Source organism: Pseudomonas sp. PDM20, assembly GCF_014852575.3.
In the GTDB taxonomy this organism is placed as follows: Bacteria; Pseudomonadota; Gammaproteobacteria; order Pseudomonadales; family Pseudomonadaceae; genus Pseudomonas.
Genome location: NZ_CM181224.1, coordinates 4,513,242 through 4,537,057, shown reverse-complemented (window position 1 = coordinate 4,537,057; position 23,816 = coordinate 4,513,242). Strand labels below are relative to the sequence as shown.

The 23,816-nt window shown below is 65.5% G+C and carries 21 protein-coding genes and 4 tRNA genes; 17 read left to right on the top strand and 8 right to left on the bottom strand.

Going from position 1 to position 23,816, the window contains the following annotated elements:
* The first annotated feature begins 151 nt into the window (after positions 1-151).
* Positions 152-2,167, top strand: a complete 2,016-nt coding sequence (uvrB, locus tag IB261_RS20660; RefSeq protein WP_192381242.1) for an excinuclease ABC subunit UvrB — start codon at positions 152-154, stop codon at positions 2,165-2,167.
* A gap of 16 nt (positions 2,168-2,183) precedes the next feature.
* On the opposite strand, the gene IB261_RS20655 is transcribed toward uvrB, so the two are convergent.
* Together IB261_RS20655 and IB261_RS20650 are read right to left on the bottom strand one after the other, a co-directional pair.
* The gene (locus tag IB261_RS20655) at positions 2,184-3,743 is read right to left on the bottom strand and encodes an MDR family MFS transporter (protein ID WP_081519345.1); all 1,560 of its coding nucleotides are present in this window, start codon (positions 3,741-3,743) and stop codon (positions 2,184-2,186) included.
* A complete protein-coding gene (locus IB261_RS20650; protein ID WP_192381243.1) occupies positions 3,733-4,767 on the bottom strand; it encodes an HlyD family secretion protein in 1,035 nt (344 codons plus the stop codon). The genes IB261_RS20655 and IB261_RS20650 overlap by 11 nt, the downstream gene beginning before the upstream one ends.
* Before the next feature lie 110 nt (positions 4,768-4,877).
* Between IB261_RS20650 and IB261_RS20645 the strand changes: the two genes are divergently transcribed.
* The 11 genes from IB261_RS20645 to IB261_RS20595 all read left to right on the top strand — a co-directional run bounded on the left by IB261_RS20645 (position 4,878) and on the right by IB261_RS20595 (position 11,951).
* Complete coding sequence (locus IB261_RS20645) at positions 4,878-5,798, top strand: LysR family transcriptional regulator (RefSeq protein WP_192381244.1); 921 nt, start codon at positions 4,878-4,880, stop codon at positions 5,796-5,798.
* A gap of 61 nt (positions 5,799-5,859) precedes the next feature.
* Positions 5,860-7,344, top strand: a complete 1,485-nt coding sequence (gene gltX / locus IB261_RS20640) for a glutamate--tRNA ligase (RefSeq protein ID WP_192381245.1) — start codon at positions 5,860-5,862, stop codon at positions 7,342-7,344.
* 281 nt (positions 7,345-7,625) lie between these two features.
* A tRNA-Ala gene (locus IB261_RS20635) sits at positions 7,626-7,701 on the top strand.
* A gap of 53 nt (positions 7,702-7,754) precedes the next feature.
* Positions 7,755-7,830, top strand: a tRNA-Glu gene (locus tag IB261_RS20630).
* 44 nt (positions 7,831-7,874) lie between these two features.
* Positions 7,875-7,950 (top strand) — tRNA-Ala (locus IB261_RS20625).
* Between the two features lie 58 nt (positions 7,951-8,008).
* A tRNA-Glu gene (locus tag IB261_RS20620) sits at positions 8,009-8,084 on the top strand.
* Between the two features lie 168 nt (positions 8,085-8,252).
* The gene (locus IB261_RS20615) at positions 8,253-8,792 is read left to right on the top strand and encodes a TetR/AcrR family transcriptional regulator (protein ID WP_081519349.1); all 540 of its coding nucleotides are present in this window, start codon (positions 8,253-8,255) and stop codon (positions 8,790-8,792) included.
* A gap of 13 nt (positions 8,793-8,805) precedes the next feature.
* Entirely contained in the window at positions 8,806-9,645 is an 840-nt protein-coding gene (locus IB261_RS20610; RefSeq protein ID WP_192381246.1) for an alpha/beta fold hydrolase, read from the top strand.
* Between the two features lie 167 nt (positions 9,646-9,812).
* Positions 9,813-10,463 (top strand): bifunctional 4-hydroxy-2-oxoglutarate aldolase/2-dehydro-3-deoxy-phosphogluconate aldolase, encoded by a 651-nt coding sequence (locus IB261_RS20605; protein ID WP_192381247.1) that lies wholly within the window; start codon positions 9,813-9,815, stop codon positions 10,461-10,463.
* Positions 10,460-10,915, top strand: coding sequence for an acyl-CoA thioesterase (locus IB261_RS20600; RefSeq protein WP_081519352.1), 456 nt, complete (start codon positions 10,460-10,462; stop codon positions 10,913-10,915). The genes IB261_RS20605 and IB261_RS20600 overlap by 4 nt, the downstream gene beginning before the upstream one ends.
* A 76-nt stretch (positions 10,916-10,991) precedes the next feature.
* Entirely contained in the window at positions 10,992-11,951 is a 960-nt protein-coding gene (locus tag IB261_RS20595; RefSeq protein WP_192381248.1) for a tRNA dihydrouridine synthase, read from the top strand.
* A gap of 66 nt (positions 11,952-12,017) precedes the next feature.
* Here the strand turns inward: IB261_RS20595 and IB261_RS20590 are convergent, their stop codons facing one another.
* The gene (locus tag IB261_RS20590) at positions 12,018-12,764 is read right to left on the bottom strand and encodes an SDR family oxidoreductase (protein ID WP_081519354.1); all 747 of its coding nucleotides are present in this window, start codon (positions 12,762-12,764) and stop codon (positions 12,018-12,020) included.
* Positions 12,765-12,910: 146 nt separating this feature from the next.
* On the opposite strand from IB261_RS20590, the gene IB261_RS20585 reads away from it, so the two are divergent.
* Positions 12,911-13,357 (top strand): Hsp20 family protein, encoded by a 447-nt coding sequence (locus IB261_RS20585; protein ID WP_151187804.1) that lies wholly within the window; start codon positions 12,911-12,913, stop codon positions 13,355-13,357.
* Positions 13,358-13,452: 95 nt separating this feature from the next.
* On the opposite strand, the gene IB261_RS20580 is transcribed toward IB261_RS20585, so the two are convergent.
* The 3 genes from IB261_RS20580 to IB261_RS20570 are packed head-to-tail and all read right to left on the bottom strand — an operon-like array spanning position 13,453 to position 16,086.
* Positions 13,453-14,520: a YkvI family membrane protein gene (locus IB261_RS20580; protein ID WP_151187803.1), complete on the bottom strand. Its 1,068-nt coding sequence runs from the start codon at positions 14,518-14,520 to the stop codon at positions 13,453-13,455.
* A 58-nt stretch (positions 14,521-14,578) separates the two neighbouring features.
* Positions 14,579-14,953 (bottom strand): RidA family protein, encoded by a 375-nt coding sequence (locus IB261_RS20575; protein ID WP_081519357.1) that lies wholly within the window; start codon positions 14,951-14,953, stop codon positions 14,579-14,581.
* Between the two features lie 20 nt (positions 14,954-14,973).
* Positions 14,974-16,086: an NAD(P)/FAD-dependent oxidoreductase gene (locus tag IB261_RS20570; RefSeq protein ID WP_192224227.1), complete on the bottom strand. Its 1,113-nt coding sequence runs from the start codon at positions 16,084-16,086 to the stop codon at positions 14,974-14,976.
* A gap of 111 nt (positions 16,087-16,197) precedes the next feature.
* Between IB261_RS20570 and IB261_RS20565 the strand changes: the two genes are divergently transcribed.
* Positions 16,198-16,821, top strand: a complete 624-nt coding sequence (locus tag IB261_RS20565) for a helix-turn-helix domain-containing protein (protein ID WP_192381249.1) — start codon at positions 16,198-16,200, stop codon at positions 16,819-16,821.
* Between the two features lie 6 nt (positions 16,822-16,827).
* Here the strand turns inward: IB261_RS20565 and IB261_RS20560 are convergent, their stop codons facing one another.
* Both IB261_RS20560 and IB261_RS20555 read right to left on the bottom strand, forming a co-directional pair.
* Entirely contained in the window at positions 16,828-19,704 is a 2,877-nt protein-coding gene (locus tag IB261_RS20560) for a sensor domain-containing protein (RefSeq protein ID WP_192381250.1), read from the bottom strand.
* 112 nt (positions 19,705-19,816) lie between these two features.
* Positions 19,817-20,710, bottom strand: coding sequence for a LysR family transcriptional regulator (locus tag IB261_RS20555; RefSeq protein ID WP_017520368.1), 894 nt, complete (start codon positions 20,708-20,710; stop codon positions 19,817-19,819).
* Between the two features lie 166 nt (positions 20,711-20,876).
* Here IB261_RS20555 and leuC point away from each other — a divergent pair, with 166 nt between their 5' ends.
* Genes leuC through IB261_RS20540 form a run of 3 tightly spaced genes read left to right on the top strand, consistent with a single transcriptional unit; the run spans position 20,877 to position 23,758 of the window.
* Positions 20,877-22,304 (top strand): 3-isopropylmalate dehydratase large subunit, encoded by a 1,428-nt coding sequence (leuC, locus tag IB261_RS20550; RefSeq protein ID WP_081519361.1) that lies wholly within the window; start codon positions 20,877-20,879, stop codon positions 22,302-22,304.
* A gap of 11 nt (positions 22,305-22,315) precedes the next feature.
* Positions 22,316-22,960: a 3-isopropylmalate dehydratase small subunit gene (leuD, locus tag IB261_RS20545; RefSeq protein WP_192381251.1), complete on the top strand. Its 645-nt coding sequence runs from the start codon at positions 22,316-22,318 to the stop codon at positions 22,958-22,960.
* Between the two features lie 33 nt (positions 22,961-22,993).
* The gene (locus tag IB261_RS20540; protein WP_081519363.1) at positions 22,994-23,758 is read left to right on the top strand and encodes a class I SAM-dependent methyltransferase; all 765 of its coding nucleotides are present in this window, start codon (positions 22,994-22,996) and stop codon (positions 23,756-23,758) included.
* Positions 23,759-23,816 lie beyond the last annotated feature (58 nt).

Genomic DNA, 23,816 nt, shown 5'->3' with positions numbered 1-23,816 from the left:
AATTGCAACCCACCCGCACACGGCGCTGGGGGTTGCGTCGACGGGCCGGTATTATATAGGCCTCTACAGCAGGCGGCGAGTTGTCGCGCGTGCTTTTCGACTGGTATGACGCTTTGGCGACCGAAGCGTCACACGCCAAAGCGAGGTTCCCATGTCGATTTTTCAACTGGATTCGCGATTCGAGCCCGCCGGCGATCAGCCCGAAGCCATCCGACAGATGGTGGAAGGACTGGAGGCGGGGCTGTCGCACCAGACACTGTTGGGGGTGACCGGCTCGGGCAAGACCTTCAGCATCGCCAACGTCATTTCTCAGGTGCAGCGCCCGACCATGGTGCTGGCGCCGAACAAGACGCTGGCTGCGCAGCTCTACGGCGAGTTCAAGACCTTCTTCCCGAACAACGCCGTCGAGTACTTCGTCTCCTACTACGACTACTACCAGCCCGAGGCCTACGTACCGTCCTCGGACACCTATATCGAGAAGGATTCCTCGATCAACGACCACATCGAGCAGATGCGACTGTCGGCGACCAAGGCGCTGCTGGAGCGCAAGGACGCCATCATCGTCTGCACCGTGTCGTCGATCTACGGCCTCGGTGACCCGGCGTCCTACCTGAAGATGGTCCTGCACCTGGACCGTGGCGACAAGATGGACCAGCGCGAGCTGCTGCGCCGCCTGACCAGCCTGCAGTACACCCGCAACGACTTGGATTTCGCCCGCGCGACCTTCCGTGTGCGCGGCGATGTCATCGACGTGTTCCCGGCGGAATCGGACCTGGAGGCTATCCGCATCGAGCTGTTCGACGACGAGGTGGAGAATATCGCCGCCTTCGATCCGCTGACCGGCGAGGTGCTGACCAAGCTGCCGCGCTTCACCTTCTACCCCAAGAGCCACTACGTCACCCCGCGGGAGACGCTGCTCGAGGCGGTCGAGCACATCAAGGCCGAGCTGAAGCAGCGACTGGACTACCTGCGCACCAACAACAAGCTGGTCGAAGCCCAGCGCCTGGAGCAGCGCACCCGCTTCGACCTGGAGATGATCCTCGAACTGGGCTACTGCAACGGCATCGAGAACTACTCGCGCTACCTCTCCGGGCGTGGTCCTGGCGAGCCGCCGCCGACGCTCTACGACTACCTGCCGGACAACGCCCTGCTGGTGATCGACGAATCCCACGTCAGCGTTCCCCAGGTCGGCGCCATGTACAAGGGCGACCGTTCACGCAAGGAAACCCTGGTGGAGTACGGCTTCCGTCTGCCCTCTGCGCTGGACAACCGCCCGCTGCGCTTCGAGGAGTGGGAGTCGATCAGCCCGCAGACCATCTTCGTCTCCGCGACGCCCGGCCCTTATGAAGACCAGCACGCCGGCCGCGTGGTCGAGCAGGTGGTACGCCCCACCGGCCTGGTCGACCCGGAAGTGGAAATCCGCCCGGCGACGACCCAGGTCGACGACCTGCTTTCGGAAATCGGCAAGCGCGTGGCGCTGGACCAGCGCGTGCTGGTCACCACCCTGACCAAGCGCATGGCCGAGGACCTTACCGACTACCTGGGCGACCATGACGTGCGCGTGCGCTACCTGCACTCGGACATCGATACCGTGGAGCGGGTGGAAATCATCCGTGACCTGCGCCTGGGCAAGTTCGATGTGCTGGTGGGCATCAACCTGCTGCGCGAGGGCCTGGACATGCCCGAGGTGGCATTGGTGGCCATCCTCGATGCGGACAAGGAAGGCTTCCTGCGTTCCGAGCGCTCGCTGATCCAGACCATCGGCCGTGCCGCGCGGAACCTGCACGGCAAGGCGATCCTCTATGCCGACAACATGACCGGCTCGATGCAGCGGGCGATCAACGAGACCGAGCGCCGCCGCACCAAGCAGCTGGAGTTCAACGCCAAGCACGGCATCGTGCCCAAGGGTGTGAAGAAGGACATCAAGGACATCCTCGAAGGTGCCGTGGTGCCGGGTGCCAAGGGCAAGCGACGCAGCCTGGCGAAAGTGGCGGAGGAGAGCGGGAAGTACGAAAACGAGCTGCGTACGCCCGACGAGATCGGCAAGCGCATCAAGCAACTGGAGGAGCGCATGTACCAGTTGGCCCGCGACCTGGAGTTCGAGGCCGCGGCCGGGGTGCGCGACGAGATCGGCAAGTTGCGCGACCGCATGGTGTCGATGGGGTAAGGGGAGGGCGGGGCGCTCAGTGCGCCCCGGCTCCTGCGCCAGCCCCCATGCCCGCCGGTAGCGGGCGAGTCAGCAGCACTGCCACCATGCTGATCGCCAGCACGATGCCGATGGCGTGGAAGGCATCGTTATAGGCCATGATCGCCGCCTGCTGGTGGACGATCTCGCTGATCTTGCCCAGCGCCGCCTGCTGCGTGCCCAGTTGCGCGGTCAGCTGCGCCAGTCGCTCGTCCACCGCGCCATTCACCGGCACTACCGCTTCGCGCAGGTAGTCGTAATAGACCTTGGCGCGGCTATCCAGCAGGGTCGCCAGCAGGGCGATGCCGATGGCCCCGCCGAGGTTGCGCAGGATGTTGAACAGGCTGGAAGCCGAGCCTGCGTCCTGCGGCTGCAGATAGACGGTGGCGATCAGCGAGATGGTGACCATCACCATCGGCTGGCCGAGGGCGCGCAGCAGCTGGATCTGGTTGAATTGCGGGCCGGCGAAGTCCGGGTTGAGCACGCCGGAGAAGAAGCTCGCCATGCCGAACAGGCCGAAGCCTATAGCGCAGAGCAGGCGCGGCTCGATGATCTTCATCAGCTTGGGAATCAGCGGGATGAGGAACAGCTGCGGCACGCCCATCCACATGATCACCTCGCCGATCTGCATGGCGTTGTAGCCCTGGATCTGCGCGAGATACAGCGGCAACACGTAGATCGAGCCGTACAGGCCCATCCCCAGGCCGATGCTGGATATGCTCGACAGCCCGAAGTTGCGGTTGCGCAGAATCCCCAGGTTGATCAGCGGGTTCGGTCGTGAGGTCTGCAGGATCACGAAGAGGATCAGGCTGACCAGGGCGATGCTGCCCAGGCTGACGATCAGGTTCGACTCCAGCCAGTCCTTGCGGTGGCCTTCTTCGAGGAACACCTGCAGGCAGCCCAGGCCGATGGCCATGGTGACGATGCCGGCGTAGTCGGTGCTTTTCAGCAGCTCCCAGTGCGCTTCCTTCTTCTCCAGGCCGTAGAGCAGGCCGGCGATCATCAGCAGCCCCGGCGGGATGTTGATGTAGAAGATGTATTCCCAGCCGAAGTTTTCCGTCAGCCAGCCGCCCAGGGTCGGGCCGATGGAGGGCGCGAAGGTGGCGGTGATGGCGAACAGCGCCATGCCCTTGGGGCGGTGGTGCTCCGGCAGCTTGATCAGCGCCAGGGTGAAGGCCAGGGGGATCAGCGCGCCGCCGGTGAAGCCCTGCATGGCGCGGAACACGATCATGCTCTCCAGGTTCCAGGCGAACGAGCAGAGCAGCGAAGAGAACAGGAAGCCGACGGAGATCATCCACGCCAGCCGACGCGCCGAGAGCAGCTGCACCAACCAGGCGGTGAGCGGGATCATGATGATCTCGGCCACCAGGTAGGAGGTGGAAATCCACGAGCCTTCCTCCAGGGTGGCGGCCAGCGCCCCCTGGATGTCTTTCAGCGAAGAGTTGGTGATCTGGATGTCGAGCACCGCCATGAACGCGCCGAGCATGGCGCTGAACACGGCAATCCAGTCGCGGCGGGTCGGCTCGCCGACCGGCCGGATCAGTTGATCACCGGCCACGCAGCTCGACCTCGGCCTCGACCGACATGCCCGGGCGGATCAGCCCTTGCAGCGGGGTGTCGGTGGCGAAGGTAATCTTGACCGGAATGCGCTGCACCACCTTGGTGAAGTTGCCGGTGGCGTTGTCCGGCGGCAGCAGGCTGAACTGTGCACCGGAGGCGGCGAACAGGCTCTGTACCTGGCCTTCGATGGGCTGGTCGGGGAAGGAATCGAACACCAGCCGGACGGTCTGGCCGGGGCGCATCTTGCCGATCTGGGTTTCCTTGAAGTTGGCCTGGACCCAGATACCGTCGTCCGGCACCAGCGACAGCAACTGGCTGCCGACCTGCACGTACTGGCCGACGCGGGCGCCGCGCTGGCCGACCAGGCCGCTGACCGGCGCGTGGATTTCGGTACGGGCGAGGTTGATCTCGGCCTGGGTGATATCGGCGCGGGCGCTTTCGATCTGCGCCTGCAGGCGCTGCACGTCGGTGCCCAGGGTTTCGCGCTGCACGCGCTGGGCCTGCAGGTCGGCCTGGGCCTTGGCCACCTGGGAGCGGGCGACGTTGGAATCGGCGGCCAGGGTGGTCACGCGCTCTTCCGACACGTAGCCGGGCTTGCGCAGGGCCTGGGCGCGGCCGAGGTCGACTTCTGTGCGGCCGAGGGTGGCCTGGCTGGCGTTCACGTCGGCCGCGCTGGCGGCGATCATGCTGGTCTGGCCCTTGAGCTTGCTGCGCGCCTGCTCCAGTTCCGCCTCGCGGGTGGCCAGGGTGGCCTTGGCGCGGTCCAGGGCGAGCTGGAAGTCGGCAGCCTCCAGTTTCACCAGCAACTGGCCTTTCTCGACGTGCTGGTTGTCCTGCACCAGTACCTCGTCGACGCGGGCGCCGAGCTGGCTGGCGATGCGGGTGATCTCACCCTGCACGTAGGCGTTGTCGGTACTCTCGACGAAGCGGCCGATGAAGTACCAGCGCGCCAGGAAGGCGAGGGCGACCACCACGAGGATGGCGAAGAATACGGACAGGCGGCGTTTCAATTGTGCAGGCATAGGTAAACGAGCGTTTGGTTGGCCAAAAAAATGTTTGCCAATGTAACAGTGTTCCGTGGCGGCACGTAGCCGCTACACTTCGGAAACTTTGTTGCTTATAGGGAACAATCATGGGGCTGGATGATGCGCTGATTTTCACTCGCGTCGTGGAACTGCACAGTTTCACCCAGGCGGCGCAGAGCCTGGGGATGCAGAAATCCACGGTGAGCCGGCGTATCGCGCTGCTCGAAGAGCGCCTGGGCGTGCGCCTGATCAACCGCACCACGCGCAAGCTGAGGCTGACCGAAGTGGGCCAGGCCTACTACGACCGCTGCCGGCAGATCATGCATGACTTCGCCGAGGCGGAGCAGGCGGTGATGCAGTTGCAGCAGGCGCCTTCGGGATTGTTGCGGATCAGCGCGCCCATCGAGTTCGGCCAGATGTACCTGGCCAAGGTGGTAGGCGACTTCATGAACCTTTATCCACAGATCACCGCCGAGGTCGAGCTCACCTCGCGTACCGTCGATCCGCTGGAGGAGGGTGTGGACATCGTCATCATGGTCGGCCAGCCGGAGGATTCGACCCTGATCGCCCGGCGCATGCTGACCACCAGCCGCTGCCTGTGCGCCAGTCCCGATTACCTGGAGCTGCATGGTCGCCCGGAAACCGTGGAAGAGCTGGCCGGCCACCGCGCCGTGCTGCTGCAGGCCGACTCCCAGCGCTACTGGCCGTTGCGCGGGGAAACCGTGCCGTGCCACCGGGTGCTGTCGTGCAACAACATTACTTTCGCCCGCGAAGCCGTGCTGGCTGGAGTGGGAATTGCTTCGCTGCCGGAGCTGATCGTCGACGAACAGTTGGCCAGCGGAAGCCTGGTGCGCGTGCTGCCGCAGGTACAGCTGCCGGTGGGCGAGCTGTACGCCGTTTACCCGTCGCGGCGTTTCCAGGTAATGAAGGTAAAGGCTTTCCTCGACTTCATGATCAATAACCTGCCCCTGGATCCCGGTCGCTGGCTGGAGCCGAAGGTGGCCCGCCTGATACCATCGCACCCATGAGCGCGCGCGCCGTCGCGCGCTGTCCGCTTCACACGAAGAATTGCTGCACACGAGAGCCTTCATGACCACAGTCCGCACCCGTATCGCGCCGTCTCCCACCGGCGACCCGCACGTCGGCACCGCGTATATCGCGCTGTTCAACCTCTGCTTCGCCCGCCAGCACGGCGGTCAGTTCATTCTGCGCATCGAGGACACCGACCAGGTGCGCTCGACCCGCGAATCGGAACAGCAGATCTTCGACGCGCTGCGCTGGCTGGGTATCGAGTGGGACGAGGGCCCGGACGTCGGCGGCCCGCACGGCCCGTACCGGCAGAGCGAGCGTGGCGCTATCTATAAGCAGTACAGCGACGAGCTGGTCGAGAAAGGCCACGCCTTCCCCTGCTTCTGCTCCTCCGAGCGCCTCGACGCACTGCGTGCCGAGCAGCAGGCGCGCAAGGAAACCCCGCGCTACGACGGCCACTGCATGCACCTTGCGAAAGAGGAGTCGGCCAAGCGCATCGCCGCCGGCGAATCCCACGTGGTGCGCATGAAGGTGCCGACCGAGGGCGTCTGCGTGGTGCCGGACATGCTCCGTGGCGACGTGGAAATCCCGTGGGACCGCATGGACATGCAGGTGCTGATGAAGGCCGACGGCCTGCCCACCTACTTCCTCGCCAACGTGGTCGACGACCACCTGATGGGCATCACCCACGTCCTGCGCGGCGAAGAGTGGTTGCCCTCGGCACCCAAGCTGATCAAGCTGTACGAGTACTTCGGCTGGGAACAGCCGGTGCTCTGCTACATGCCGCTGCTGCGCAACCCGGACAAGAGCAAGCTGTCCAAGCGCAAGAACCCCACCTCCATCACCTTCTACGAGCGCATGGGCCTGCTGCCCCAGGCGCTGCTGAACTACCTGGGCCGCATGGGCTGGTCCATGCCTGACGAGCGCGAGAAGTTCAGCCTGGAGGAGATGATCGAACACTTCGACCTGTCCCGCGTCTCGCTGGGCGGCCCGATCTTCGACATCGAGAAGCTCTCCTGGCTGAACGGCCAGTGGATTCGCGAGCTGTCGGTGGAGGACTTTGCGAAAGAAGTGCAGAAGTGGGCGCTCAACCCGGAGTACCTGATGAAGATCGCCCCGCACGTACAAGGCCGCGTGGAGAACTTCAGCCAGATCGCCCCGCTGGCCGGCTTCTTCTTCAGTGGTGGCGTGCAACTGGACGCCAAGCTGTTCGAGCACAAGAAGCTCGACGCCACCCAGGTGCGCCAGGTCCTGCAGCTGGTGCTGTGGAAGCTTGAAGCGCTGCGCCAGTGGGAAAAGGACCGCATCACCGCGACCATCCAGGCCGTGGCAGAGCACCTCGGCCTCAAGCTGCGTGACGTGATGCCGCTGATGTTCCCCGCCATCACCGGCCAGGCCAGTTCGGTGTCGGTGCTCGACGCCATGGAGATACTCGGCGCCGATCTGTCGCGCTATCGCCTGCGCCAGGCCCTGGAGCTGCTGGGCGGTGCGTCGAAGAAAGAAGCCAAGGAGTGGGAAAAGATTCGCGACGCCATCGGCTCCTGAGTTCTTTCCTACAGTGAAAAAGGCCGGGCGCTGCGAAGCGTCCGGCCTTTTTCATGCTGGCTCCGGTGATTGCGGATGAGCCGGAGGAGGGCAGGCGAGCCGCGGATTTCGCCGCGCGGAAACCGGGGCGGTCACATAAGTGATTGTTCTTTGGGAGAAAAAAATAAGAAATCTGAAAAAATGTTGTTGACAGGGGTTCGCCTCACCCCTAAGATGCGCCCCGTTCCAGCGACGAACTGAACTGACAGAACGAAGCGGAACGGTAGATCCAGCGGTACTTTGGGGCTATAGCTCAGCTGGGAGAGCGCTTGCATGGCATGCAAGAGGTCGACGGTTCGATCCCGTCTAGCTCCACCAAATTACCAGTAGGTCTTGCCTGGTCCGGGCAAGACTGAAATCGAAGGTTTTGCGTCCCCTTCGTCTAGTGGCCTAGGACACCGCCCTTTCACGGCGGTAACAGGGGTTCGAGTCCCCTAGGGGACGCCACTTATCCAGCGACGATGTGTTCGCGTCGTCAGCCAGAGTCATCTGGGGCTATAGCTCAGCTGGGAGAGCGCTTGCATGGCATGCAAGAGGTCGACGGTTCGATCCCGTCTAGCTCCACCAAATTCCCATACGGGATGAAGCCAGAATCCACCATCGGGTGGGTTTCTTCGAAGGATATGTCCCCTTCGTCTAGTGGCCTAGGACACCGCCCTTTCACGGCGGTAACAGGGGTTCGAGTCCCCTAGGGGACGCCATTTTTATCGCTCTGCGATGCCTATAGGGCCACTGAGACTTTCAGTGGCCCTTTTGTTTTTCTCCCTCCAGAAAATGTTCCTCCGACCAGCGGTCGCGCTTTCTGCTTGCCGATTTTTATTATGATAATAATATTCTCCCCATAATATTTGTCCGAGCGAGAGTCAGCCATGAGCGACAAGAAAGCCCAGACCCGCGAACGCATCCTGTCCGCCGCCACCAGCGCATTGCTCCAGCACGGGCCGGTCGGCCCCAGCGTGGGCGAGGTGATGTCGGCGGCGGGGCTGACGGTGGGCGGCTTCTACTCGCACTTCGAGAGCAAGGACGCGCTGATGCTGGAGGCCTTCCGCGACTTGCTCGCCAAGCGTCGCGAAGGCCTCAAGCGCTTCGATCCGCAACTGAGCTTCGCCGAGCGCCGTGCACTGACGGCGCAGTACTACCTGTCGCGCAAGCACCGCGATACCGAGGAGGAGGGCTGCCCGATCCCCAGTTCACTGAACGAGATCGCCGATCTGCCGGAAGCTTTCCGCCAGACCCTGGAAGAGCACGTGGAGTTGATGGTCGCGGCGCTGGCCGGCCGCCCCGAGGAAATCGACACCGTGCTCAGCGACATGGCCCTGATGATTGGCGGATTGGCGCTGGCTCGTGCCCTGGGCACCGGCGACCTGTCCGATCGTGTCCTGCGTGCCGCGAAGAAAGCGGTGATCTGAGGAGGTACGGCAAATGAACAGTCTGAGCTGGGTTCGAGGAATCAATGCCACCCTGGGGCGCGTCGCGCCGACATGGGCGGCGCAGCGCATGCGTCAGCTGTTCGTGACGCCCAACGAATATGCCCCGCGTGACTGGGAGCTGCCGCTGCTGGCCAGCTCCGAGCGCGTCACCCTGCGTTTCGGGTTGTCTGCCTTGCGCTGGGGGGAGGGGCCGGCTGTGCTGTTGATGCACGGTTGGGAAGGTCGGCCTACCCAGTTCGCCACGCTGATCGAGAAGCTGGTGGGCGCCGGTTATGGCGTGATCGCCCTCGACGGGCCGGGGCACGGCCGCTCGCCCGGCCGCGAAGCGGACATCGTGCTGTTCGCCCGCGCCCTGCTGGAGGCAGCCAGCGAGTTGCCGCCGCTGCGGGCCGTGATCGGTCATTCCATGGGCGGCGCCAGCGCACTGCTGGCGACCCAGATGGGCCTGCGTACCGAAACGCTGGTGACCATCGGTGCGCCGAGCAATGTCCTGGGAGTCCTGCGCGGCTTCTCCAGGATGGTCGGCCTGGCGCCGCTGGCACGCTCGCGCTTCATCCGCATGATCGAGGCGCGCGCGGGTATTGCCGCCAAGCAACTGGACGTCGCGCGTTATGAACTGGACTTCCCCGGCCTGGTGGTACACGCCGAGGACGACCGGTACGTGCGGGTCGGCGAGGCCACGGCCATCCACGAGGCCTGGCCGCGCAGTAGGCTGCTGCGCCTGAAGGATGGCGGGCATCACCGCGTACTGGCGGATGCAGTGGTCACCGAAGCCATTCTGGAGTTGCTGGAAGAGGTCGAGATGCCTTTACCCCTGGCGCTGGCTTCCTGAGCCATTCACCAGCCTGATAACGGCGGCTAAAGGCCGTCGTTATCGTTGCATGATGGCCCGGTGCGGGTCGTCAGGCCCGGCGCGCTGGCGTAGACTTTCGGGCATTTCCGGCCGCCCCGGCCTGGGCGCGAGGTCTTGCGCACGCGGGTGGTCGATTGGGGGAATGCATGAATCTGTCGCTGGACTGGGTGCTGCAGAAGGCGCGCCCGGTCATGCCGGTATTGGTGATCGATGATGTGGCGCTCGCTGGTGATCTGGCCCGCGCACTGTACGACGGTGGTGTGCGCGTGCTGGAAGTGACCCTGCGCACACCGCAGGCGCTCGATGCGATGGCCGAAATCCGCCGTGAGCTGCCGGACATGATCGTCGGCGCCGGTACGCTGATCCACACCGAGCAGTTCCAGGAAGCCCGCGATGCCGGCGCGCAGTTTGCCGTCAGCCCCGGCTGCACGCCGCGCCTGGTGGCCGCCGCCGACGACGCGAAACTGCCGTTCCTGCCCGGAGTGATGACGCCTTCCGAGGTGCTGGTGGCGTTGGAGTACGGTTACCGCTCGCTGAAACTCTTCCCGGCCGACGGCAACGCGGCGATCAAGATGCTCAAGAGCCTGAAGGCGCCTTTCTCCGGCATCCGCTTCTGCCCGACCGGCGGCATCACCCAGGAAAACCTGCTCAACGTGCTGCGCCTGCCCAACGTCGCCTGCGTCGGCGGAACCTGGATCGCGCCGCCCAGCCTGGTCCGCGCCCGCGCCTGGGACCAGATCACCCAACTGGCCGCCGAAGCGATCGCGCTGGCCGCAAGCCTGGAGCACGCTTCATGAGTTGGCAGTTGCCCGACCCGTTCGTCATCGACATCGAGGTCAAGTCCGAGGACATCGACGGCCTCGGCCATGCCAACAACGCCGTCTACGTCAGCTGGCTGGAGCGTTGCGCCTGGCGCCACTCCCAGAGCCTGGGGCTGGACCTGGCCGAGTACCGCCGGCTGGATCGCGCCATGGCCGTAGTGCGCCATGAAGTGGATTACCTGGCGGCCGCCTATGAAGGCGAGCAGCTGCAACTGGCGACCTGGATCGTCCAGTCCGACCAGCGCCTGAAAATGACCCGCCACTTCCAGCTGGTGCGCCCGGCGGACGCTTTGACCCTGCTGCGCGCACAGACCACCTTCGTCTGCATCGAGCTGTCCAGCGGCAAGCCCAAGCGCATGCCGGTGGAGTTCATCGAAGGCTACGGCCGCGCGCTGCTCGCCCCGGAGGCCGTGGCCGCCGGCGCGTGATCCGTCGTGCCGCGCTTTTCCCGGCGCGGCGCATTCCCTACAATCCGCGGCCTTCGCCATAGCCCGAGATTCCCCCGTGCAGATCGCCCTGGCCCCGATGGAGGGGCTGGTAGATGACATCCTCCGCGATGTGCTGACCCGCGTCGGCGGCATCGACTGGTGCGTCACCGAATTCATCCGCATCAATGACCGGCTGTTGCCGCCGTCGTCGTTCCTGGCGCTCGCTCCGGAGCTGGCGCATGGCAGTCGTACCCGCGCCGGCGTGCCGATGCGCGTGCAATTGCTCGGCTCCGACCCGCAACTGCTGGCGGAAAACGCCGTGCAGGCCTGCGAGCTGGGTGCTCCGGTCATCGACCTGAACTTCGGCTGCCCGGCCAAGACGGTGAACCGGTCCCGTGGCGGAGCGGTTTTGCTCAAGGAACCCGAGCTGATGTTCAGCATCATCGAGGCGGTGCGTCGCGCGGTGCCGGCCCACATTCCGGTGACCTCGAAGATGCGCTTGGGCTACGACAGCCCGGACGGCGCCATCGACTGCGCACGCGCCTTGGCCGACGCCGGCTCCGCCCATGTGGTGGTGCACGCGCGGACCAAGGCTGACGGCTACAAGCCGCCGGCACATTGGGAGTGGGTGGCGAAAGTGGCCGATGCGGTGAAAGTGCCGGTGTTCGCCAACGGCGAAGTCTGGACGCTGGAGGATTACCACCGTTGCCGCTCCATCAGCGGCGTGGCGGACATCATGCTGGGCCGCGGACTGGTTTCCCGCCCGGACCTCGCCCGGCAGATCGCCGCGTGGCGCGATGGCCGCGAGGTGGTGCCGATGCCCTGGTCGGAAGTGCGCGTGCTGCTCGACGACTTCTGGCGCCAGGCCCGGCGCAAGCTGGCGCCGCGGTATGCACCGGGGCGCCTGAAGCAGTGGCTGGGGATGCTTACCCGCAGTTATCCCGAAGCTGTGGAGCTGTTCGCCCAGGTGCGCCGCGAGCACGACTGCGAAGCGCTCGACCGGATGCTGCAGGTCGAGATCGAAGCCGCCGCCTGACGCAACGGCAGACACCTGTAGGAGCGGGCCATGCCCGCGATTGCGCGCATGGCGCGCTCCTGCAGGTTATCGCCCGCCGCTGACGTCGATGAAACCTCCGGTGCTGTAGCTGGACTCGTCCGAGGCGAGGAACAAAATCGCCCGCGCCACTTCTTCCGCCTCGCCGCCACGCCCCAGGGGGATCGCCGATTGCAGGCGCTCCACGCGCCCCGGTTCTCCGCCGCTGGCGTGGATATCCGTCCGGATCAGCCCCGGCCGCACGGCGTTCACGCGGATGCCGTCCGCCGCCACTTCCTTGGCCAGGCCGATGGTCAGGCTGTCCACCGCGCCCTTGGCGGCGGCGTAGTCGATGTACTCGTTGGGCGAACCCAGGCGTGAAGCCATGGACGACACGTTGACGATGCTTCCGCCCTTGCCGCCGTGCTGGCGCGCCATGCGCTTCACTGCCTCGCGGCAGCAGAGGAAGGTACCGGTAACGTTCACTGCAAACACCCGCTGCAGGCGCGCCACGTCCATGTCTTCCAGGCGCATCTGGCGCTCCAGGATGCCGGCGTTGTTTATCAGCGCGTCGAGGCGGCCGAAGGCTTCGTCCACTTCGCGGAACAGGCGCAGCACGTCTTCCTCGTTCGCCACGTCGGCGGCGAAGGCGCGTGCCTTGCCGCCGGCTGCGGTGATTTGCGCGACCAGCGCTTCGGCCGCTTCACGTTCGCGGCGGTAGTTGAGCGCCACGGCGAAGCCGCGCTCGGCGGCGAGCAGGGCGGTGGCGGCGCCGATGCCGCGACTGGCGCCGGTGATCAGCATGACCTTGTCCATGGAAACTCTTCCTGTTGTGAAGGGGGCTTGAAATGGATTCGCGCAGCCCAATCTATGTTCCTGCGGGAGGCCGAAGACGGGTCCCGCACCGGAGTTCTGACCTCAGGCTCCAGATCATACCTTGCTGAAAATTTCAGGAGATTCGCATGAGCAACGTCCTTTCCCTCGCCCCGCTGTTCCGCCAGTCCGTCGGCTTCGATCGCTTCAACGATCTGTTCGAGTCCGCCCTGCGCAGTGAAGGCGGCAGTTCCTACCCGCCCTACAACGTCGAGAAGCATGGTGACGACCAGTACCGCATCGTCATCGCTGCCGCCGGCCTGCAGGAGGAGGACCTGGAGCTGCAAGTGGAGCGCGGTGTGCTGACCGTCAACGGCGGCAAGCGCGAAAAGGCTTCCGAGAGCGTCACCTACCTGCACCAGGGCATCGCCCAGCGCGCCTTCAAACTGTCGTTTCGCCTCGCCGACCATATCGAGGTCCAGGGCGCATCGCTGAAGAACGGCCTGCTCAGCGTCGAGCTGGTGCGCATCGTTCCGGAAGAAGCCAAGCCCAAGCGGATCGCCATCAACGGCCAGAACCTGGCCATCGAAGGCTAAGTGGTAGCCCGGCATCAGCCGGGCCGTAGCGGCAAAGCAAAACGCCCGTCTCGCAAGAGACGGGCGTTTTCGTTGGTGCCTCGATCAGCTGCCGATCAGGCCTTCTGCTGGTCCGGCAGCGGCGCCGAGCGGTTGCGCCACCAGGCGACGACGATGGCCGCCATCAGCACGAAGCCCAGGTAACCCATGGCCGGATAGACCAGGCCCACCAGCTTGACGAAGCCGACCTGGCTGGCGATGAAGGCAAGCACCACCGCGACTACGGTCGCCACGCGGAAGGGTACGCCGTAGGCAACGCAGCGCGCGGCCAGGGTGTAGGCAAATCCGCTGGTGGTGCAGTACAGCTTCACCAGCAGCAGGGCCAGCATCACATCGCCGAACCAGGGCGCGATGTTGTTGCTCAGGAGCAGGGTGGGAATGGCGCTGCCGCCGATCACGTCGATCTGCACCAGCATCACCAGGGCCATGGCGAGGATCAGCACGCCCACGCCGATGCCGCCGAACACGCCGCCCATTGCCGCGGTGCGCAGATTGGCCACGCTGCCGCCCATCACCACCACGGCCGCTGCGGTGGCCGCGACGTTGTAGGAGACGTAGAGCAGCGCGCCGAGCAGCCAGTTGGGCGCCGGGTGCGGCACCGCCAGGGCAATCTGCTCCAGCTCCGCCAGCGGCTTCTGGATATGCGTCAACGCGTAGACGGCGATGATGGCCACGATGACCATCAGCACCGGTGTGATCAGGCTCATCAGGGTGATCACCCGCTTCAGGCCCAGGCACACGGTGATGATGGTCAGCACGCCGAGGACCATGCCGCCGATGGAGTGGCCGATGCCCAGTTGCTGCTCGAAGGAGGAGTTGGCGCCGGCGAACATCACCACCATGGTGCCGAACAGGAAGAAGGTCAGCATCAGGTCGACGACGCGGCCCAGCGGTTTGCCACAGATGTACTCCATGGCTTCCTTGTGCGACTGGGTCTGCAGACGGCTGCCGATCTGGTAGAGGTTCATCAGCAGGAAGGCGAACAGCGCCAGCGCCACCAGCGCGCCGGCCAGGCCCATGATGCCGAAGCCGCCGAAGAACTGGAGGATCTCCTGGCCCGAGGCGAAGCCGACGCCCACCACCAGGCCGATGTAGGCCCCGCCGAGCTTGAGACTGGTTTTCATGATCGAGACTCTGTTGTTGTTATGAGAGCGGCCCCGCTCGCGGCGGGGCCGGAAAGGGTCACGCCTGGCCGACGTAGGCCTGGACTTCCACCTCGACGTCCACGCCCAGCGCCAGTGCCGAAGCCACGCAGGAGCGCACTGGCAGGCCCTGTTCGAAGTAGCGCTTGTACACCTCGTTGAAGCCGGCGAAGTGCGCCATGTCGGACAGCCATACGGTGGCCTTCACCACCTGCGAGTAGTTGGCGCCGCAGGCTTCCAGGCTTTCGGCGATGCGGGTCATCACCGCTTCGGTCTGGGTCTGGATGTCGCCTTTCACCACCTGGCCGTCCGCGGTCATCGGGATCTGCCCGGACAGGAACAGGAAGCCGCCGGCCTTGACGGCGCGGGAGAAGGGGAAGGGCAGGCTGCTGGGGTAACGCTGGATATCGCTCATTCTAAGGTCTCCGGGGGAATTCAACGCAGGCGCGCCGGGCTCAGGCGCTGGGGGTCGACGCCTTCCTGGCGCAGGGATTCGGGCAGCGGCTGGCCGAGCAGCAGCGATTGGGCCAGGCGCGACACACCATCGGCGGACTGGATGCCGTAGCCGCCCTGGGCGGCCAGCCAGAAGAACGCCGGGTTCTGCGCGTCCTGGCCGATCACCAGGTCGCCGTCGGCGACGAAGGAGCGCAGGCCGGCCCAGCTGTGGTTCGGCCGACGGATCGCCAGGGTGGTGTGTTCCTCGATGTGGTAAACGCCCAGGGCGATGTCGAGTTCCTCGGGCTGCACGTCCTGCGCTTCCACTGGGTCGGCATTGGCGGGGGAACCGAGCAACTGGCCGGCGTCCGGCTTGAAGTAAAAGCTTTCGTCGATGCCGATCACCGTCGGCCAGCGGCTGATGTCCAAGCCGTCGGGCACCGGGAAGGTGAAGGCGGTGCGGCGGCAGGGTTGCAGGCCCACCGGACGGATGCCGCAGCGCTCGGCCACGTAGTCGGCCCAGGCGCCGGCGGCGTTGACCAGTTGCGCGGCCTGGACGGTTTCGCCCTGGCTGAGTTCGAGCGTCCACGCGCCATCGGCATAGTCAGCCGACAGCAGCTCGCGGTCGCAGCGCAGTTCGCCGCCGCGCTGGCGCAGCGCGCGCAGGTAGCCCTGGTGCAGCGCATGCACGTCGAGGTCGCGGGCGTCCGGCTCGTAGAGTGCGCCGATGATGGCGTCGGCGCGCAGGACGGGGAGGAATTCCAGTGCCTGTTCGGTGCTGATGCGCTTGACGCCGGGCGTGGCTTCGGCCTGCTTGAGCAGCTCGAGGTGTTCCGGGCCGCCGACGTACAGGCAGCCGCGCGGAGTGAGGATCGGGTGCTCGCTGAAGCCGGCTGGCGGGTTCTCGTAGAAGGCCCGGCTGGCGCGGGTCAGCGCCTGGATCTGCGGCGTGCCGTAGGCCTCCATGAACATGGCGGCGGAGCGCCCGGTGGAGTGGTAGCCGGGCTGCTCTTCGCGCTCCAGCACCAGCACCTTGTGCGTCTCGCTAAGGCGGTAGGCGAGGGAGGCGCCGGCAATGCCGGCACCGATGATGACGAAATCGAAATGGCTCACTGCAAGGGCCTTCTGCAGATTTTCTCGTATGTGAGAAATCTAAGATATGAGAATTTTTGCGCGAAAGGCAAGGCCCGGTAAACTTTCGTCGGCCCCCTCACGAGATGTCCCATGAGCGAAACCGCCCAGGCACTACCCAAGCCCCAGCAACTGGATCGAGACGAAGTCGGTGCGCGTCTGCGGGCGGTTCGCAAGCAGCAGAAACTGACCCTGAAACAGCTCTCCGACCTGTCTGGCGTGGCGGTTTCCACCCTGTCGAAGATGGAGCTGGCACAGGTGGCGGTGAGCTACGACAAGCTGGCCGCCGCCGCCCGCGCCTTGCAGGTGGATATCGCTCAGTTGTTCCGCCCTTTGCCGTCCGTCGGCGGGTTGATGGGGCTGAAGACTTTCGTCAAGACTGGCATCGACAACGCTGCCGGTTACGACACCGGCGGTTACGAGTACTACCCCATCGCCGGCGATTTCCCGCAGCGCAGCATGACGCCGCTGTACGCGCGCATCTTTGCCCGCGAGGTGGGTGAGTTCGATGATTACGTCCGCCACCCCGGCCAGGAGTTCGCCATGGTGGTGGCCGGTCGTGTGCGCATCCAGTTCGAGACGGGCGAGTCGGTGTGCATCGGGACGCGCGAGACGGCCTATTTCGATAGCAGCGTTGGCCACCTCTACCTCAACGACGGCGAAGCCGACGAGGCCCAGGTGATGGTGGTGATGTCGGAGTTGCGGCCCGCGCAATAGCGAGCCTCAGGTTGCCTGCTGGGTATCGTTGCGGGGCAGCAGGGCGATGAAGTCCTCCAGCGGTACCGGTCGGCCGAACAGATAGCCCTGGTACAGATGGCAACCCTGTTCCGCCAGCAGCGCCAGCTGCTCCGGGGTTTCCACCCCTTCGGCCACCAGCTCCAGCCCGAGGCTGTGCCCCATGGCGATGATGGCGCGGACGATCTCTGCGTCGTTGCTGTCGTTGGGGGCGTCACGCACGAAGCTCTGGTCGATCTTCAGGCTGTCCACCGGCAGGCGCTTGAGGTAGGTCAGCGAGGAGTAGCCGGTGCCGAAGTCATCCATGGCGAACTGCACGCCGGCTTCGCGCAGGCGCTCCATGCGCGCGATGGTGTCGTCCAGTTGCTGGATCACGATGCCCTCGGTGATCTCCAGTTTCAGCAGGCTGGGCGGCAGCCGGGTCTTGTGCAGCAGGGCCAGCAGGCGCTCGACGAATTCGCTCTGGCGGAACTGCCGGGGGCTGATGTTCACGCTCAGGCTGAAATTCTCGACGTCGATGCGGCCCTCGGCGAGCAGCCGCGCGCCGGTGCGACAGGCTTCCTCGAGTACCCACTGGCCCACTTCGACGATCAGCCCGCTGTCCTCCAGCACGCGGATGAAGCTGGCCGGCGATTGCGGGCCGCGAGTCGGGTGGCGCCAGCGCAGCAGCGCCTCGGCGCCGACGATGCGTGAATCGCGGGCGTCCACCTGCGGCTGGTAGTGCAGGTTGAACTCGCGGCGGGCGAGGGCCATGCGCAGGCCGTTCTCCAGGCGCAGGCGCTCGCTGGCGGCCTGCTGCATGGATTCGTGGAACAGCTGCACGGTGTTCCGCCCGGCGTCCTTGGCGCGGTACATGGCGATGTCGGCGCGCTTGAGCAGGTCGTCCGGGGTCGCGCCGTCGTCGGGAATCAGCGCGATGCCGATGCTCGGGGTGATCTGCAGCCGATGGCCGTCCAGCAGCATCGGCTCGGCCAGCAGGTCGCGGAGTTTCTCCGCCAATTGGCGCACCTGCTGGGCGGTTTCCAGGCGGCTGCCCTCGATGCCGGTGATCAGCACCACGAATTCGTCGCCGCCCAGGCGCGCCACGGTGTCTTCCTGGCGCACGCTGGCTTCCAGGCGCGCGGTGACCATCTGCAGGATGGAGTCACCGACCGAGTGGCCGAGCGAGTCGTTGATGTGCTTGAAGTGGTCGAGGTCGAGGAACAGCAGAGCGCCGCGCAGGCTGTGGCGTTGCAGCAGGGCGATCTGCTGCTTGAGGCGGTCCATCAGCAGGGCCCGGTTGGGCAGGTCGGTCAGGGCGTCGTGGTAGGCCAGGTGCTGGATGCGCGCCTCGGCCTCGCGCAGCTCACTGGTATCGCGGGCGGTGAGCAGCAGGCAGTCCACCCCGCCCAGTTCGATCGGTTCTACCGACACGTCCACCGTCTTGATCGTGCCGTCGCGGTGGCGGCCGCGCATTTCCAGGTGGTGGACGAAGCCGTCGCGGTTCAGCGCGGCGATCATGTTCAGGCGCTCGTCGGGATCGGCCCAGATATTGATGCCCAGGGAGGTTTGGCCGATCACCTCGTCGGTGCGGTAGCCGGTCAGGCGGTGGAAACCTTCGTTGACCTCGATGTAGCGGCCGGTCGCGCGCTCGGTGATGGTGATGGCGTCGGGGCTGGAGTGGAATGCCTTGGCGAACTTCTCCTGGCTGGCCTTGAGTGCGGCCTCGGCCTGCAGCCGGCGGGTGACGTCGCGGAAGCTGGAGAGGATGCACAGCTGGCGGTCGACCCAGATCAGCCGGCTGGCGACCATGCAGGTGATGGTCTGGCCTTCGCGGGTGAGGAACTGCACTTCGACGTTCTGCAGCGAATGGTCGCGCATCAGTTGCTCGAACAGTCGCGAGCGCTGGTGGTGATCGGCCCAGAAGGTCACCTGGTGGGACGAGCGGCCGATGATGTCCTCGGCGAGCCAGCCGAAGGTGCGGCAGAAACTCGGGTTCACTTCGACGAACTCGCCGTCGCGCACTCTCGACACACAGATCGGGTCCGGGCTGCCCTGGAACAGGCTGGCGAATTTCTCCTCCGAGGCCTGCAGGCTGCGTTCGCGCAGCACGCGTTCGGTGATGTCGAGCAGGGTGCCGGCCATGCGCAGCGGTTTGTCGCGGGCGTCGCGGTAGAGCCGCGCGCGGCTTTCCAGGTAGCGCACTTCGCCGGAGTCGAGTTGCGCGCGGTAGGTGAACTGGTAGTCGCTCTCCGGGCCGCGGGCGAGCCGGGCGTAGGCCTGGCGCATGCGCTGGCGGTCGGACTTGTCGACACAGGCGAAGAACTCGCCGAAGGGGCCGTGGAAGTCCCGGTCAGGCAATTCGTGCAGCACGGCGGCGCGGGCCGAGCCGTAGAGCAGGCCGCTGGGGATGTGCCAGTCCCAGATGCCCAGTTGCGCGGAGTCCAGCGCCAGGTCCAGGCGCTCCTGGCTGTCACGCAGGGCGCGTTCCTGGGCGCGCATGCGGGTAATGTCGCGGACCGTCAGCACCAGGCAGGGGCGGGCGTCCTGTTCGATCTGGCAGCCGTAGACGCGGGCGCTACGGACTTCGCCGGTACGGGTGATGAGGGTGACGTCGAAGCCGTCGATCTGCCGCTCGGCGGTGATCTTGTCGAGCATCCGCTGGCGTTCGTCGAGGCTGTGCCAGAGGCCGAGTTGCACCGAGGTGCGGCCGAGGGCTTCTTCGCGGCTCCAGCCGAAGTGATCGACGAAACTGGCATTGAGCTCGAGGAATTTTCCGCTGTCCCGGTCGGTGATGACCATGGCGTCGGGCGCGGTATGAAAGGCTTTGGCGAACTTGTCCTGTCCGTCGGAGGCGTGCGGGGGCGTGTGCGGATCGCGGCTCATGCGGCGCTCCCCCTGAGTCTGGCGGCGCCGGCCAAGTGGGGCCGGCTAACGCGAACGGGTGTGCGGACGGGCATTCGGGCCCCTTCTTCTAGTTCTGTCAGAACAATAGAGGTTAGGCCGCGACAGGCGCAAGCCCGGCCGCCTGGGCGTCGAGCAGGCGCATGAAGGCCCGCGCGGCGTTGGACAGCGTGCGTTCGGTATGCAGGATGTAGCCCAGCTGGCGGCTGAGCTGGATGTCCTGCAGTGGCAGGCGCACGACGCTGTCATCGAGCATGGTGCGCGGCAGGACGCTCCAGGCCAGGCCGATGGAAACCATCATCTTGATGGTCTCCATGTAGTTGGTGCTCATGCCGATGTTCGGCGTCAGGCCCTCGGCCTCGAACATGCGCCGCACGATGTGGTGGGTGAAGGTGTTTCCGCCGGGGAACACCGCCGGGTGCCGCGCCACGTCGGCGAGGAATACCGGGCCCTGCACCGACAGCGGGTGCTCGGGGGCGGCGACGAAGTCCAGCGGGTCATCCCACACCGGCACGGCGCGCACCGGTTCGGCGGTTTCCGGGGCGAGGGTGATCACGGCCAGTTCGGCGCGGCCATGGAGAATTTCTTCGTAGGCCACTTCCGAGTCGCAGAACTGGATATCCAGCGCCACCTGCGGGTGGGCCTTGGTGAAGGCGCGCAGCAGCGGCGGGAGTCGGTGCAGGCCGATGTGATGACTGGTAGCCAGGACCAGCCGACCGCTCACTTCGCCGTTCAGGTTGGTCAGGGCGCGACGGGTGTCGTCCAGCACACTGAGTATCTGGTAAGCGCGCGGCAGCAGGGCGCGGCCGGACTCGGTGAGGGTCACCTCGCGGCCGACGCGGTCGAACAGCCTTACTCCCAGCTGGTTCTCCAGGGCGGCGATGCGCTTGCTCACCGCTGGCTGGGTCAGGTGCAGGCGCTCGCCGGCTTCGGAGAAGCTGCCGGATTCGGCGATGGCGAGGAAGGTGTTGAGGCTGGTCAGGTCCATGTCGACTCCCTGCGCTCTGGAAGCGGCGCCCGACTTTTATAACGCACCGTATTCCCTGTGGGAATCCTTTGGATAAAAAATATGAATTTGAGTTATTCGGCGCCTTTCCATAGGATCATCCCCACAAGCCCAAGGGGCATAGAAAGACGCTGATGAGGACTCTCTGATGGCCGGCAAGACGCTCTACGACAAACTCTGGGAAATGCACGAGGTGAAGCGCCGTGACGATGGTTCGTCGCTCATCTACATCGACCGCCACATCCTCCATGAAGTGACCTCGCCGCAGGCCTTCGAAGGTCTGCGCCTGGCCGGCCGCAAGCCGTGGCGCATCGACGCGAACATCGCGACCCCGGACCACAACGTGCCGACCACCCAGGTCGAGCGCAAGGGTGGCCTCGCGGCCATCGCCGATGAAGTGTCGCGCATCCAGGTCCAGACCCTGGACGAGAACTGCGATGACTTCGGCATCCTCGAATTCAAGATGAACGACGTCCGCCAGGGCATCGTCCACGTCGTCGGCCCGGAGCAGGGCGCGACCCTGCCGGGCATGACCGTGGTCTGCGGCGACTCGCACACCTCGACCCACGGCGCCTTCGGTGCGCTGGCCCATGGCATCGGCACCTCCGAAGTGGAACACGTGCTCGCCACCCAGTGCCTGGTCGCCAAGAAGATGAAGAACATGCAGGTCCGCGTGGAAGGCAAATTGCCCTTCGGCGTGACTGCCAAGGACATCGTCCTCGCGGTGATCGGCAAGATCGGCACCGCGGGCGGCAACGGCCATGCCCTGGAGTTCGCCGGCAGCGCCATCCGCGACCTGTCCATGGAAGGCCGCATGACCATCTGCAACATGTCCATCGAGGCGGGCGCTCGCGTCGGCATGGTGGCGTGCGACGAGAAGACCGTCGAATACGTGAAGGGCCGTCCGTTCTCGCCGCAAGGCAGCGACTGGGCCAAGGCTGTTGAAGCCTGGAGCGACCTGGTTTCCGACGCCGACGCGCACTTCGACACCATCGTCGAGCTGCGTGCCGAGGACATCAAGCCGCAGGTCAGCTGGGGGACTTCCCCGGAGATGGTCCTCGCGGTCGACCAGAACGTGCCGGACCCGGCGGCCGAAGCCGATGCGGTCAAGCGCGATTCCATCGTCCGTGCCCTCAAGTACATGGGCCTGAACGCCAACCAGGCGATCACCGACATCCAGCTGGACCGCGTCTTCATCGGCTCCTGCACCAACTCACGCATCGAAGACCTGCGTGCCGCCGCCGCCGTGGCCAAGGGCCGCAAGGTCGCTGCCACCGTCAAGCAGGCGCTGGTCGTACCGGGCTCGGGCCTGGTGAAGGCCCAGGCGGAACAGGAAGGCCTGGACAAGATCTTCATCGAAGCCGGCTTCGAATGGCGTGAACCGGGCTGCTCCATGTGCCTGGCGATGAACCCGGACCGTCTGGAGAGTGGCGAGCATTGCGCTTCCACCTCCAACCGCAACTTCGAAGGCCGTCAGGGCGCCGGTGGTCGTACCCACCTGGTGAGTCCGGCGATGGCCGCCGCGGCTGCCGTGACCGGTCGTTTCATCGACGTACGTGAATTGATGCAGGCCTGAGGAGACCGAACATGAAAGCCTTTACCCAGCACACCGGTCTCGTTGCGCCGCTCGACCGCGCCAACGTCGACACCGACCAGATCATCCCCAAGCAATTCCTCAAGTCGATCAAGCGCACCGGCTTCGGCCCGAACCTGTTCGACGAGTGGCGCTACCTCGACGTGGGCCAGCCGAACCAGGACAACTCCAAGCGCCCGGTGAACAAGGACTTCGTCCTCAATTTCCCGCGCTTCCAGGGCGCCAGCGTGCTGCTGGCCCGTGAGAACTTCGGTTGCGGCTCCTCCCGCGAGCACGCGCCGTGGGCGCTGGACGAGTACGGCTTCCGTACCGTGATCGCGCCGAGCTTCGCCGACATCTTCTTCAACAACAGCTTCAAGAACGGCCTGCTGCCGATCATCCTGAAGGACGAGGAAGTCGACGAGCTGTTCGCCCAGTGCGAAGCCACCGAGGGTTACCAACTGACCGTCGACCTCGCCGCGCAGACCGTGACCCGTCCGGACGGCAAGCGGTACAGCTTCGACGTGGACGCGTTCCGCAAGCACTGCCTGCTCAATGGCCTGGACGACATCGGCCTGACCCTGCAGGACGCCGAGGCCATCCGCAGTTTTGAAACCGGCTACAAGCAGCAGCAGCCCTGGTTGTTCCGCGACGCCTGACCGGCGTCGCACCATCGCGTTGAGGAGATCAGCATGACCGAGAGTCGTCACGAGCAAGTGGTCCAGCGCCAGTTCGGCGCCCAGGCCAACGCTTACCTGACCAGCGCCGTACACGCCCAGGGCGAGGAATTCGCCCAGCTGCGCGAGCGACTGTCGGCGACTACCGGTGCGCGCGTGCTCGATCTGGGGTGCGGGGCAGGGCATGTGAGCTTCAACGTCGCGCCGCTGGCCGGCGAGGTGGTGGCCTACGACCTGTCCCAGCAGATGCTCGACGTGGTGGCCTCGGCCGCCGCCGAGCGCGGCCTGGGCAACATCGCCACGCGCTGTGGTGCCGCCGAGCAGCTGCCGTTCGAGGATGGTGAGTTCGACTTCGTCTTCAGCCGCTATTCCGCGCACCACTGGCGGGATGTCGGCCAGGCGCTGCGCGAAGTGCGCCGGGTGCTCAAGCCGGGCGGCGTGGTCTGCTTCATCGATGTCGCGGCGCCGGGCTTGCCTCTGCTGGACACCTATCTGCAGACTGTCGAGGTCTTGCGCGACACCAGCCATGTGCGTGACTACTCCCCGTCGGAGTGGGCGCGTTTAGTGGGTGAGGCGGGTCTTGCGGTGACTGCGCAGAAGCGCCAGCGCCTGCGCCTGGAGTTCACTTCCTGGGTCGAGCGCATGCGCACCCCCGAGGTGATGCGCCAGGCCATTCGTGCCCTGCAGCTTTCGATGGGCGACGAGGTGCGCGAGTATTTCGAGATCGACGCCGAGGGTTCCTTCAGCACCGACGTGCTGGTGCTCTGGGCGGAGCGCTGATCTCAAGGTTCTGACCGCCCCGGATGGTGCGAGCCATCCGGGGCGTTACGTTATTTGC

Bases quoted from the DNA above. Each gene is read 5' to 3' on its own strand.
- uvrB (WP_192381242.1), top strand. From the start codon at position 152: ATGTCGATTTTTCAACTGGATTCGCGATTCGAGCCCGCCGGCGATCAG.
- IB261_RS20650 (WP_192381243.1), bottom strand. From the start codon at position 4,767: ATGCCTGCACAATTGAAACGCCGCCTGTCCGTATTCTTCGCCATCCTC.
- IB261_RS20645 (WP_192381244.1), top strand. From the start codon at position 4,878: ATGGGGCTGGATGATGCGCTGATTTTCACTCGCGTCGTGGAACTGCAC.
- gltX (WP_192381245.1), top strand. From the start codon at position 5,860: ATGACCACAGTCCGCACCCGTATCGCGCCGTCTCCCACCGGCGACCCG.
- IB261_RS20615 (WP_081519349.1), top strand. From the start codon at position 8,253: ATGAGCGACAAGAAAGCCCAGACCCGCGAACGCATCCTGTCCGCCGCC.
- IB261_RS20610 (WP_192381246.1), top strand. From the start codon at position 8,806: ATGAACAGTCTGAGCTGGGTTCGAGGAATCAATGCCACCCTGGGGCGC.
- IB261_RS20605 (WP_192381247.1), top strand. From the start codon at position 9,813: ATGAATCTGTCGCTGGACTGGGTGCTGCAGAAGGCGCGCCCGGTCATG.
- IB261_RS20600 (WP_081519352.1), top strand. From the start codon at position 10,460: ATGAGTTGGCAGTTGCCCGACCCGTTCGTCATCGACATCGAGGTCAAG.
- IB261_RS20590 (WP_081519354.1), bottom strand. From the start codon at position 12,764: ATGGACAAGGTCATGCTGATCACCGGCGCCAGTCGCGGCATCGGCGCC.
- IB261_RS20585 (WP_151187804.1), top strand. From the start codon at position 12,911: ATGAGCAACGTCCTTTCCCTCGCCCCGCTGTTCCGCCAGTCCGTCGGC.
- IB261_RS20580 (WP_151187803.1), bottom strand. From the start codon at position 14,520: ATGAAAACCAGTCTCAAGCTCGGCGGGGCCTACATCGGCCTGGTGGTG.
- IB261_RS20575 (WP_081519357.1), bottom strand. From the start codon at position 14,953: ATGAGCGATATCCAGCGTTACCCCAGCAGCCTGCCCTTCCCCTTCTCC.
- IB261_RS20565 (WP_192381249.1), top strand. From the start codon at position 16,198: ATGAGCGAAACCGCCCAGGCACTACCCAAGCCCCAGCAACTGGATCGA.
- IB261_RS20560 (WP_192381250.1), bottom strand. From the start codon at position 19,704: ATGAGCCGCGATCCGCACACGCCCCCGCACGCCTCCGACGGACAGGAC.
- IB261_RS20555 (WP_017520368.1), bottom strand. From the start codon at position 20,710: ATGGACCTGACCAGCCTCAACACCTTCCTCGCCATCGCCGAATCCGGC.
- leuC (WP_081519361.1), top strand. From the start codon at position 20,877: ATGGCCGGCAAGACGCTCTACGACAAACTCTGGGAAATGCACGAGGTG.
- leuD (WP_192381251.1), top strand. From the start codon at position 22,316: ATGAAAGCCTTTACCCAGCACACCGGTCTCGTTGCGCCGCTCGACCGC.
- IB261_RS20540 (WP_081519363.1), top strand. From the start codon at position 22,994: ATGACCGAGAGTCGTCACGAGCAAGTGGTCCAGCGCCAGTTCGGCGCC.